At 64.6% G+C, this 11,604-nt stretch carries 11 protein-coding genes; 8 read left to right on the top strand and 3 right to left on the bottom strand.

Translation table 11 applies throughout. The annotated features are described in order from the left end of the window. Nucleotides 1-4 precede the first annotated feature (4 nt). The 3 genes from V1283_RS30490 to V1283_RS30480 are packed head-to-tail and all read right to left on the bottom strand — an operon-like array spanning nt 5 to nt 4,676. On the bottom strand, nt 5-970 hold the full coding sequence (locus V1283_RS30490) for a PDR/VanB family oxidoreductase (RefSeq protein WP_334390318.1): 966 nt from the start codon (nt 968-970) through the stop codon (nt 5-7). A 2-nt stretch (nt 971-972) separates the two neighbouring features. Next, entirely contained in the window at nt 973-2,517 is a 1,545-nt protein-coding gene (locus V1283_RS30485; protein ID WP_334390317.1) for an indolepyruvate oxidoreductase subunit beta family protein, read from the bottom strand. Further along, nucleotides 2,514-4,676: an indolepyruvate ferredoxin oxidoreductase subunit alpha gene (locus tag V1283_RS30480; RefSeq protein ID WP_334390316.1), complete on the bottom strand. Its 2,163-nt coding sequence runs from the start codon at nt 4,674-4,676 to the stop codon at nt 2,514-2,516. The genes V1283_RS30485 and V1283_RS30480 overlap by 4 nt, the downstream gene beginning before the upstream one ends. 33 nt (nt 4,677-4,709) lie before the next feature. Here V1283_RS30480 and V1283_RS30475 point away from each other — a divergent pair, with 33 nt between their 5' ends. The 8 genes from V1283_RS30475 to V1283_RS30440 all read left to right on the top strand — a co-directional run bounded on the left by V1283_RS30475 (nt 4,710) and on the right by V1283_RS30440 (nt 11,509). Beyond that, nucleotides 4,710-4,958, top strand: coding sequence for a hypothetical protein (locus V1283_RS30475; RefSeq protein ID WP_334390315.1), 249 nt, complete (start codon nt 4,710-4,712; stop codon nt 4,956-4,958). Next, a complete protein-coding gene (locus V1283_RS30470; RefSeq protein WP_334390314.1) occupies nt 4,955-6,127 on the top strand; it encodes an acyl-CoA dehydrogenase family protein in 1,173 nt (390 codons plus the stop codon). The genes V1283_RS30475 and V1283_RS30470 overlap by 4 nt, the downstream gene beginning before the upstream one ends. Nucleotides 6,128-6,168: 41 nt before the next feature. Beyond that, on the top strand, nt 6,169-6,573 hold the full coding sequence (locus V1283_RS30465) for a RidA family protein (protein ID WP_334390313.1): 405 nt from the start codon (nt 6,169-6,171) through the stop codon (nt 6,571-6,573). 40 nt (nt 6,574-6,613) lie between these two features. After that, entirely contained in the window at nt 6,614-7,741 is a 1,128-nt protein-coding gene (locus V1283_RS30460) for a cupin domain-containing protein (protein WP_334390312.1), read from the top strand. 112 nt (nt 7,742-7,853) lie between these two features. Continuing rightward, complete coding sequence (locus V1283_RS30455) at nt 7,854-8,765, top strand: fumarylacetoacetate hydrolase family protein (protein WP_334390311.1); 912 nt, start codon at nt 7,854-7,856, stop codon at nt 8,763-8,765. Nucleotides 8,766-8,774: 9 nt separating this feature from the next. Next, nucleotides 8,775-9,422, top strand: coding sequence for a flavin reductase family protein (locus V1283_RS30450; protein WP_334390310.1), 648 nt, complete (start codon nt 8,775-8,777; stop codon nt 9,420-9,422). Between the two features lie 21 nt (nt 9,423-9,443). Next, the gene (locus tag V1283_RS30445) at nt 9,444-10,535 is read left to right on the top strand and encodes an NAD/NADP-dependent octopine/nopaline dehydrogenase family protein (protein ID WP_334390309.1); all 1,092 of its coding nucleotides are present in this window, start codon (nt 9,444-9,446) and stop codon (nt 10,533-10,535) included. Beyond that, nucleotides 10,532-11,509, top strand: a complete 978-nt coding sequence (locus V1283_RS30440) for a 3-hydroxybutyryl-CoA dehydrogenase (RefSeq protein WP_334390308.1) — start codon at nt 10,532-10,534, stop codon at nt 11,507-11,509. The genes V1283_RS30445 and V1283_RS30440 overlap by 4 nt, the downstream gene beginning before the upstream one ends. Nucleotides 11,510-11,604: the final 95 nt, after the last annotated feature.

Here is an 11,604-nt window from a genome sequence, read left to right as displayed (position 1 = left end):
TCCTTCACAGGTCGAGCACGAGACGCTTGGTTTTCGCGCGCGAAATACAGATCTGCATCACCTTGTTCGACGCCTTCTCGCTTTCGCTCAAGATGTAGTCGCGATGATCGGGAATGCCCTCGATGACCGTTGTCTGGCAGATACCGCAATCGCCGCGCTTGCAGTCATGTATCGGGTCTTCGCCGGCCTCGAGCAGCACGTCGAGAATGGTCTTGCCAGCTGGAATTTCATAGACGCGCCCGTTGCACTTGAGTTCGACCTCGAAACTGGCATCGCCGGTCTTCTCTTCGGGTGCGGTGAATATTTCGAAATGCAGCCGTCCCTGCGGCCAGCTCATCCGCTTGGCCAGCGCGATCGCGGCCTCGATCATCGGCAGCGGTCCGCAGAGGTACAGCGGCACATCGGGCGCGAGTCGGTTCATCAGGCCCTCGAGATCGAAAAACCGGCCGGCTTCGTCGTCGGCGTGGATCGTCGCGCCCGCGCTGGCCAGCCGCTCGATGTCGCCGAGAAAGGCGAGCTCGCTGCGGCTGCGGCCGGCGTAGTAAAACGAGAACGGCCGCTTCGTAGCGCTCAATTCACAGGCCATCGCAAGCAGTGGCGTCACGCCGATGCCGCCCGCGACCAGCGCGACTTCGCTCGTGCCTGCACCGAGCGGAAAATTGTTCGCCGGCGGCGAGATCGTCAGGCGATCGCCGGTCTTGAGACCGTGCATATGGGTCGAGCCGCCGCGGCTCTTGCTTTCCTGCAGCACGGCGATGCGATAGGCGGTCGGATGTTCGGCGGCCCCTCGCGGTGATGCCGTCTCGATCAGAGAATAGGAGCGCCGGCCGACATCGGGCAGATGGACATCGATATGGGCGCCCGCGGCCCAGCCCGGCATCGGGGCACCGTTGGCGCGTGCAAGGACGAATTCGCGAATGCGCGGCGTGAGCGCCTCGGCCTTCGATACCACGACCTCGAATTGATCCATCCTCACGCGTCCTCGAACAGCGTCTCGACGGTGCGCAACGCGCCGTCGAGCTCGGCGCCATCGGCGTCCTTCAGTGCCACCTTGGTCAGCCGCTGCACCCATTCCGCAGCATCAGGCCGGCCGGCTAGGCGCTCGGACGCCCGCATGACCTTGTCGAATTTCGATTCACCGCGGGAATGCGTATCCGAGTAGCCGCCGACGAGACGGCGGGCTTCGCACACGGCAGTTGCTAGCGCGACATCGCTTGCAGCGAATTTCCGCACGCGTTGCGCCCAGTCGTCGAGGTGGCGCATCTCGCGGGCATGCCGCAGCGTGCGGCGGCGGAATCGCCGAAGGCCTGCCACGCAGTACAGCATCAGGAACGCCGATGGTGCGGTCGTGCGCAATTTTCGTCCACGATCGATGAGCCGGGCGAGCCGTTCGCTGCGCTCGACCTTTTCGCCGAGGCGCGGCGGCAGCAGCCCCGCCATTTCCTCGATTCGTGGATGGAAGAATTCAGTGATCCCGAGGATCTGGTCATCACCGGCCCGCGCCTCGCGGCGCACCCGGTCGAATCGCCCGGCGCGCGTCTTGAGGTCAGCCACGCGGATCACGTCGTCATAGGCCATCGCGACGGCGAGATATTTCGCAAAGGCCTGCAGCAGGCCGATCGCGTCGCGCGGCATCGCCCCAAGTCGATCAAGATATTCGCGGCCATAGGCGACGTCCTGATAATCGACGACGCGTTGCAGGCCGGCGGCGACGATGCCGTGTAGCTCAGCCGGCATTTGCCGCGCCCGCGCGACTAGCGCGTCGTAATCGGCATGACCGATCGGTTCGAGGCGCGGAAAGCGCTTTGCAAGCGGCGGCTTTGCCGTTGGCTTGATCTTGGGATCCTGTTTGAGCGTGGCGACGGCGCGCTCGCGGCCGGCGGTGAAGGCGCGCAGGCTGGCATCGACGCCGACGCCGGCTGAGCGGATCGTGGCTTCAAAATCCTGTGTCGTGAACGGCAGGGCGCCGGAGCCTGCCAGCGCACCGAACAGCACGGAAGAGACCACGCTGCCGGTGGCATCGGCGATCTCGGCCATGTCGAACGCGATGAAGCGGTTGGCTGCGACATTCGCCGCCTCATAGACCTGTGACGCATCGGCGGTGCCGTCGCCGGGCGCGGTCTTCTCGACCACAGCCAGGGAGCGGTGGGAGGAGCCGATCAACAGCGTGCGGTCCGGCGAAACCAGTCCGCGCAGGATGGCGCGGCCGGCCTCCATCAGTTCGGCGCCAATCACGATGTCGACCTTGCCGGGTGCCGGCATCAGCGACAGCACGGGGTGATGCTCCGGCTTGCTCGCGTCGGGCGCGATCATCTCGATGTAATAGATCGTGGCGCCGGTGCGCTGGGCGACGCCGGGCACCGAGGTCGATTGCGCGAACCAGCCGCGCCGCTCGGCCAGCGCCACGATCCAGTCGACCAGAACGCCGCCGCCCTGGCCGCCCATCGCCAGCACCGCGACGGTGATGGGCCGTGCCTGGCTTAGTGCGACGGAGGAGGGTGCTACCGAGACGTTCATGCCACCTCCTGCTCGAACGTGACTCGCCGTCCTGCCCGCCAGCGCTGCAACGTGCCGATCATCCGTTGCCAGATGCGGTCGAGCCGCGCTTCGAATGGGGTGGGGTTGGAAACGATGTCGGCGCGGTAGAAGGAGGGGCACAACACGGCTGCGTCCGCGACCTCGCCGCAATGGCCGCAGCCGACGCAAGTATTGTCGACGGCGGCGACCGGATTGTCTTTCAACGGATCGGTTGTCGGTTTCACCGACAGCGACGGGCAGCCGGACAGGCGGATGCAGGCATGGTCGCCGGAACATGTGTCCTCATCGACACCGAAGCGCTCGCGCACAACGCGCTCGCCGCGCTTGGCGGCGGCCGCCACCAGCGGCTTCACCCGCCGCTGCTTGTTCAGCATGCACTCCGACGAGGCGACGATGATCTTTGGCCCCTTTTCCTCCGTCGTCAGCGCCTCGCGCAGCGTGTCGCGCATGCGCGAGACGTCGTAGGTGCGGTCGATCTGGCGCACCCATTTGGCGCCAACGCCCTTCACCGCCTCGACGATCGGATGCTTGGTCGAGCGCGAGCGGTTGTCGGCGCGCGAGGAGGGGATGTCCTGCCCGCCGGTCGCAGCCGAATAATAATTGTCGACCACGACGATCACGCCGTCGTGCTGGTTGAACACGGCGTTGCCGACGCCGCTGGTCAGCCCGTTATGCCAGAAGCCACCATCGCCCATCATCGAGATCGAGCGCTTGCTCGCCGGAACGTTGAAGGCCGAAGCCGACGCCGGGCCGAGCCCGTAGCCCATGGTGGTGGCGCCGATATTGAACGGCGGCAGGATCGAGAACAAATGGCAGCCGATGTCGGCAGCGATATGATGTGGGCCGAGTTCCTTCTCCACCAGCTTCATCGCGGAAAAGATCGGCCGCTCTGGACAGCCAGTACAGAAGCCCGGCGGCCGCGGCGGCACCACGTCGGCCAGCGCTCGGATCTTGTCGTCAACCTCGACACGATCAATGTTCGGCGCGCGTGCGGCATCCGGCAACGCATCGGAGCGCCAGCGGCGGATGAAAGCGCCGATCGCCTGGCCCATCACCTGCGCGGTGTACTCGCCGGCCATCGGGAACAGGTCCTTGCCGTGCAGCTTGGCCGGAATGTCGGCGTTGCGCAGGATCTTATGCAGCGCCTGCTCGATGAATTCGGGCTGGCCCTCCTCGACCATCAGCACCGCCTTCTTGCCGCGGCAGAAGTCGATCACCTCGCGGTCGACGATCGGATAAGTCACGTTCATCACATAGAGCGGCACGCGCGTCTCGCCCCAGACGTCGGCAAGTCCCGCTTCGCGCAGCGCGGTGATGACGCCGTTATACATGCCGCCCTGCATGATGATGCCGATATCGTGGATGTCGCCGTCGAAGGTCTCGTTCATGCCGCGCGCGTGAATGAATTCGACCGCCGCGGGCCAGCGCTGCTCGATCTTCTCCTTCTCGTGCAGGAACGAGGCCGGCGGCAGCACGATGCGGTTGGTGTCGCGCGACGGCTGTTCCAGCGCGCGGGACAGCGGAAAGATGGGGCGGACATTGTCGCGGGTGGCGAAGCGGCCATGCACATGGCAGGCGCGAATCCGCACCTCCAGCATCACGGGCGTATTCGACGCCTCTGACAGTTCGAAGGAATCGTGCACGGCCTTGACGATGGACGCCACGTTGGGTCGCGGATCGACCAGCCAGAGCTGCGACTTCATCGCAAAGGCGTGCGAACGCTCCTGCATGATGGAGGAGCCTTCGCCGTAATCCTCGCCGATGATGATGAGCGCGCCGCCGGTCACTCCGCCCGAAGACAGGTTGGCGAGCGCGTCGGACGCGACGTTGATGCCGACCGGCGCCTTGAACGTGACCGCGCCGCGGATCGGATACATCACGGAGGCGGCAAGCGTCGCCGCGGCGGTCGCCTCGCTGGCGCTCGTTTCGAAATGCACGCCGAGATCTGAAAGGATATCCTGCGCGTCCGACAACACGTCCATCAGATGCGAGATCGGCGCGCCCTGGTAGCCGCCGACATAGCTGACGCCGCATTCGAGCAGTGCCTTGGTAATCGCAAGGATACCTTCGCCGCGAAATTCCTGGCCGGCGCCCAGCTTCAGGTCTTCCACCTCGCGCGCGAAAGAGCGTTCTGCCATGCTCGCCTCCTGAGGCCTCGCCCGGAACTCCGGATGACCGAATATAATTTTAGACATCAAACAAAAATGATGTCAATCGGGCTTGCGGCTTTTGAACGCGGTAAAGCATCAAGCTTTCATTTCTGCGCATTTTGCAGCCTGTTTAGTAGGCTTGCTGCACAGCCGCCCGGCTCCGGGCCCGCATCGGCTCGCTTGACAGGATATTTTAGCCATGAAACATTATTGGGGCGCGCCGCAGTTGGCGGCGTGCGCCAGGGCGGCCTTTGCGGGAGACTGACATGACCCCGGTTTCGCAGTTGCGCGGGCCGTCTCGCGAACATCTCGCGTGGCCGTTCTTCGATTCCCGCCACGCTGAATACGCCGCGGCGCTCGATGCATTTGCCGCCGGTCTTGGCGATACGCATGGCGGTGACGTCGACGCGACCTGCCGTTCGCTGGTTCGCCAGCTGGGCGCCGCGGGATTGCTGGAGGCGTCGGTTGCGGGCAACCAGCCCGATGCGGTGATCGATTCCCGGCTGATCTGCATAGCCCGCGAGACGCTGGCCTGGCACAGCGGGCTCGCCGATTTCGCCTTTGCAATGCAGGGACTTGGCACCGGCGCGGTGGCGATAGCCGGTTCGCCTGAACTGCGCGCGCTGGTGCTGCCCAAGGCGCGGCGTGGCGACTGGGTCGCCGCGTTTGCCCTGTCGGAAAAGGAAGCCGGTTCCGACGTTGCCGCCATGGCCTGCAGCGCGCGGCGCGAAGGCGACCACTACATCCTGGATGGCGAGAAGACCTGGATTTCCAACGGCGGTATTGCCGACGTCTATACGCTGTTTGCGCGAACCGGCGAGGCGCCTGGCGCACGCGGCATTTCGGCCTTTGTGGTGCTTCCGGACGATCCTGGGTTCTCGATCGCCGATCGTATCGACGTGATGGCGCCGCATCCGCTCGCGACACTGCGGTTCGAAAGTTGTCGGATCCCGGCGGCGCGGCTGTTGGGTTCGCCGGGCGAAGGTTTCAAGATCGCGATGCGAACCCTTGATATCTTCCGCGCGTCGGTCGCAGCCGCAGCGCTTGGTTTTGCCCGCCGCGCGCTCGATGAGGCAATACTGCATGCGCGGACCCGGCGGATGTTCGGCGGCGTGCTCGGCGACCAGCAATTGACGCAGGCCGCCCTCGGCGACATGGCCGCTGATGTCGACGCCAGCGCGCTCCTCACCTACCGGGCGGCCTGGCGGCGCGACGTGCAGAAAGCCTCCACGACGCGCGAAGCGGCGATGGCCAAGATGGTCGCGACCGAAACCGCGCAAGAAGTGATCGATCGCGCCGTGCAGATGTTCGGCGGCCGGGGAGTGCGCTCCGGCGAAATGGTCGAGCAGCTCTACCGCGAGATACGCGCGTTGCGCATCTATGAAGGCGCGACCGAAGTCCAGAAACTGATTATCGGACGCGACGTCCTGAAGGCCTAACCGCGCGGACGTCCAGTCGCGTCCTGCTACGGGAGTATGAAATGTTCGAGTTCTTGCAGCCGCCCGGTTGGGCCAAGCCGAGCGGTTACGCGAACGGCGTAGCCGCCCGCGGCAAGATGATCTTCGTCGCGGGCCAGATCGGCTGGAACGAACAGTGCAAGTTCGAGTCCGACGATCTGGTGGGTCAGGTCGGCCAGACCCTGAAGAACGTCGATGCGGTGGTGCGTGCCGGCGGCGCGGGACCTGAGCATATCGTGTCGATGACCTGGTTCCTGCTCGATCGCAAGGAATACTCGGCGCGCCTGAAGGAAATCGGCCTGGTCTATCGTGACGTGATGGGCCGGCACTTTCCGGCCATGACGGCGCTGCAGGTATCGGGGCTGATCGAGGATCGCGCCAAGGTCGAAATCCAGGCGATTGCGATGATACCTGACGAGATGAACTGACAACGCGACGCCGGACACGGCGCCAGGACAGGAGGGCGACATGGCTACGAAAGCTCGTGAAAACCACCGGGAAGACGTGACCGGACGGGCCAATGTCGAGGACACGCCGGAACTGCTCGCCTACTACGACGAACTCGAAAGACTGGAGGCGGGCGCGCTCTGGACGGTCGCGAACAAGATCGAGCCCTGGGCGCCCAAATCGTCCTCCGTCCCAGTCTTGTGGCGCTATGAGGACCTCCGCGCGCATGTGCTGCGCTCCGTCGAACTGGTGTCGCCGGAGAAGGCTGGTCGTCGCGTCATCTATCTGAACAATCCCGGCCGGCGTGATCACGCCGCCGCGGTCGGCTGGCTCTATTCCGGGCTGCAGGTCATGCATCCGGGCGAGGTCGCATCCGCCCACGCCCATTCGGCTTCCGCGCTTCGCTTCATCATGGAAGGCGAGGGCGCCTATACCATCGTCGACGGCCACAAGATGACGCTCGGCGCCAACGATTTTGTGCTGACGCCGAACGGCACCTGGCACGAACATGGCGTCTCCAGCGACGGCACGCCCTGCATCTGGCAGGACGGGCTCGACATTCCCCTGGTCAACACGCTCGAAGCCAATTTCTATGTGGTTCATCCCGACCTGCAGCAGAGCGTCGGCTATCCCGTCGACGACATGACGCACACCTGGGGCAATCCCGGCCTGCGTCCGGCCGGCGCCGAATGGTCCAAGGGATATTCGCCGCTATTGAAATATGAGTGGGGTCCGACCTACGAGGCGCTGCAGCGCTACGGCAAGGCCACCGATGGTTCGCCCTATGACGGCGTGCTCATGAAATATGTGAACCCGGTGACCGGCGGTCCGGTGATGCAGACGATCGGCGCATCGATGCAGATGCTGCGGCCGGGCGAGAGTACGCACGCGCATCGTCACACCGGCAGCTTCATCTATCAGGTCGCCAAGGGACGCGGTCACTCGATCATCGACGGCAAACGCTTCGACTGGAAGGAGCGCGACATCTTCTGCGTTCCGTCCTGGGCCTGGCATGAGCATGTCAACGCCTCCGCCAGCGAGGACGCCTGCCTCTTCACCTTCAACGACCTGCCGGTCATGCACGCGCTCGGGCTCTACCGCGAGGAAGCTTTTGGCGACAATGGCGGCCGGCAGCCCCTCGTATCCTAGAGCTTCGGTTCTGATTGAATCAGAACCGAAGCTCTAGATTCTTGTTTGACGCGTTTTCTTCACGCGAACCGGTATCCACTTCGCTCGAAAACGCTACAGGAGGAGATAGTCCGTGCGTCTAGTTACCTATCGCAGCACCATTGAGGCTGCCGCCCGTCTTGGCGCTGTTGTCGACGACCTCGTCGTGGACGTCGAGGAGGCGGGGCATGATGCCGGGGTTTCCCTCCCCTCATCGATGCTCGACTTTATCGATCTCGGGCCGCCCGCATTGGCGGCGCTCAAGAAGATATTGAGCGAAGGCAAGGACAACTGGCCGGTAGGCGCCGCATTGCCGCTGGCGAACGTCAGGCTGCTGGCGCCGATCCCGCGTCCGCGCAAGAACATTTTTGGCATCGGCCTCAATTATGTCGAGCACGTCGCAGAATCATCGCGCGCTCTGGATACGGCAAAGGACCTGCCCAAGCAGCCCATCATCTTCTCAAAACCGCCGACCAGCGTGATCGGGCCGGATGAGGCCATCCAGCATAACAAGGCCATCACGCAGCAGCTCGACTGGGAAGTCGAGCTTGCCGTCGTGATGGGACGAACCGCGCGGCGGGTGTCGGAAGCCGATGCTCTTGGTTTTGTGTTCGGCTACAGCGTGATGATCGACGTCAGCGCCCGCGACAATCGCCGCGCCGGCCAATGGATCTACTCCAAGGGCCAGGACACCTACGCGCCGTTCGGGCCGTGCATCGTTACCGCAGACGAAATCACCGACCCGCACGCGCTCGATCTCTGGCTGACGGTGAACGGGGTCGAGAAGCAGCGCTCCAACACCCGCCACATGCTGTTCAAGGTGCCGCTCCTGATCGCTGACATTTCGGCGGCGATGACGCTGGAACCGGGAGACATCATCGCGACGGGGACGCCCGAGGGCGTCGGCGCCGGGCGCTCTCCGCAGGAATGGCTGTGGCCGGGCGACGTCGTGGAAGCGGAAGTGACGGGCATCGGACGGCTGCGCCACCCGGTGGTCGCGATCTGAGGGGCCGGCATGATCTTCGACATGGAGACGCTGGAAGCGCAGAACCGCTACAAGATCCTGACGGCCACGGTAACGCCGCGGCCGATCGCCTGGGTCACCACGATCTCCGCGAGCGGCGTGATCAATGCCGCGCCGTTCAGCTTCTTCAACGTGATGGGGCATGAGCCGCCTACTGTCGCGATCGGACTTCTGGCGGGCTCTGTACGGTTCAAGGACACGGCGGCGAATATTCTCGACACCGGCGAATTCGTCGTGAACCTCGTCGCGGAGAGCAACGCCGAGGCCATGAACATCACCTGTATCGACGCGCCGCCCGAGATCGACGAACTGACACTGGCCGGACTGACGCCGGCTGCCTCGCAGGCAGTGCGCCCGCCGCGCATTGCGGAATCGCCGGTGTCGTTCGAATGCCGGGTGCTCACGTCGCTGGTGACGGGGCCGCGTCAGACCGCCGTCATTGGCCGCGTGGTCCGCGCCCATGTCGACGACGCGGTGATTCTGGACAAGGAGCGCTGCCACATCGACACCCAGGCGCTGCGTCTGATCGCCCGCATGCATGGAAGCGGCTGGTATGCGCGCTCCACCGATCTGTTCCAGATCGATCGGCCGACCTGGGCGGCCTGGCAGGAAAAGAACGTCAAAGCAAAACCGGCGTAACGGTTTGAAGCGGAGGGTATCTTGAAGATCGCAGTGTTGGGTGGAGGGAACGGTTCGTTTGCAGCGGCCGGGGACTTTGCGTTGGCCGGTCACGAAGTCCGGCTGTGGCGGCGAAATCCCAAAGACGTGGAGGCGCATCGCGCGCAGGGCGGCACGATAGCGGTTATCGACCGGTCGGGCCGCCGCGATGCCAGGCTCGCGACGGTCACGTCTTCGATCGCGGAAGCTATTGACACGGCCGATCTCATCCTGTGTCCGGCGCCGGCCTTCGCGCAAGGAGCGATCGCCGAACTGGCCGCGCCGCATCTGCGCGACGGCCAGGTCGTGTTCCTGCCGCCCGGCACGTTCGGCTCCTACATCTTCGCCCGCGCGGCAAAGGACGCCGGCAACCGCGCCGAGATCGCAACTGCAGAGACCGGGACCTTGCCATGGCTGGCGCGCAAGCAGGGCCCTTATGCCGTCCGCATCTCGGGCAGGGGCGCGCGGTTGCCGACCGGCGTGTTTCCGCACCGCCTTGCCCCGCACGCGTTGAGCGTGATCGAGCGCGCGTTTCCAAACGCCATCGAGCCATGCGGCGATGCGCTGTCGGGCGCGCTGATGAATGCCGGCCCGATCATTCATCCGCCGCTGATCACGATGAACGCCGGCCCGATCGAACATTTCGAAAAGTGGGACATCCACAAGGAAGGTACCCAGCCGGCGATACGCCGTGTGACGGACGCGCTCGATGCCGAACGCATCGCCATTCGCGAGGCGCTTGGCTATGGCGGGCCGCACTTCCCCCTTGCCGACCATTATTCGAAGGACGGCGAACCCTGGATGTATGCGCGCGACGCGCATGACCAGCTCACGCATTCCGGCGATTGGTCCGAACGCCTCATTCTCGTCGAGCACCGCTACATGCTGGAGGATTTGCGTCTCGGCCTGTCGTTCCTCGCGTCGGTGGCGGGCCTCGTGGACGTGCAAACACCGCTCGTCAAGGCATTCCTGGCGATCGGCTCCGCCATCACGGGGCAGGATTTCGCGGTGACGGGCCGGAGCCTTTCCACGCTCGGTCTCGGCGATCTCGACCGGGCCGCATTGCAAAATTTTCTGGTCGAGGGTTTTCGATGAAACCGGTCATCGGATGCCTCGGCGCCGGCCGAATGGGGCGCGGCATCGCGGTCGTGTTCGCGTTCGCCGGCCACCAGGTTGTCGTCGTCGACTTCAAGGAACGGGACGCGGCGGCATTTGACGCGCTGGCGGCCGAAGCCAAAGCAGAAATCCGCTCGACGCTCGAGATTCTCTCGCGCATCGATCTCCTTCCACCGGAGCTTGTGCCCACAATCGCCGACCGGATCACGATCGAGCCTCGGCGGGAGGCGGATGCTGCGCTGCCGCGCTGCGACGTCATCTTCGAGGGGATGCCGGAGATTCTCGCTTTGAAGCAGGCGGCTTTGGCCGAGGCCTCGCGGCTGGCGGGCGAAGGCCCGATCATCGCCTCGACCACGTCGACGATACTGGTCGACGATCTCGCAGGCTCGATCGAACATCCCGGCCGTTTCCTCAACGCGCACTGGCTCAATCCGGCCTATCTGGTGCCGTTGATCGAATTGTCTCCCGGCCGGCTCACCGCGCCGGAAGTTACGGCGCGGATGAAGGCGCTGCTGGAAGGTATCGGCAAGGTGCCGGTCGTCTGCGCGGCGCGGCCCGGCTTCATCGTTCCGAGAATACAGTCGCTGGCCATGAACGAGGCCGCCCGGATGGTGGAAGAGGGCGTCGCGTCGGCGGAGGATATCGACAAGGCCGTCATCTACGGTTTCGGATTCCGCTTCGCGGTGCTGGGCCTGCTCGAATTCATCGACTGGGGTGGCGGCGATATCCTGCATCATGCCAGCCGCTATCTGGTCGAAGCGCTCGGCGATAGCCGTTACGCTGCACCCGACATCATCGCAACGAATATGCGCGAGGGGCGGATCGGCATGAAGACCGGGCAGGGCTTCATGAACTACGAAGGCGTCGACCAGGCCGCTTATCGCGAGCAACGCCTCGCGGCCTTTGCGTCGGCGCTGCGGGCCATGGGCCTTGCGCGCGAACCCGTCGCTTGATGCGCGCTGTCCTGGCGACTAGATCTGGTGTGTTCGGACGATACGAGGCCCCATTTCTACTTTGCATGGGGTTGTTTTCGTAGTTTTGGTCGCGT

Source organism: Bradyrhizobium sp. AZCC 2262 (genome assembly GCF_036924535.1).
Classification (GTDB): domain Bacteria; phylum Pseudomonadota; class Alphaproteobacteria; order Rhizobiales; family Xanthobacteraceae; genus Bradyrhizobium.
The sequence above is the reverse complement of the archived record's forward strand: the minus strand, read 5'-3'. Positions and strand labels throughout refer to the sequence as shown.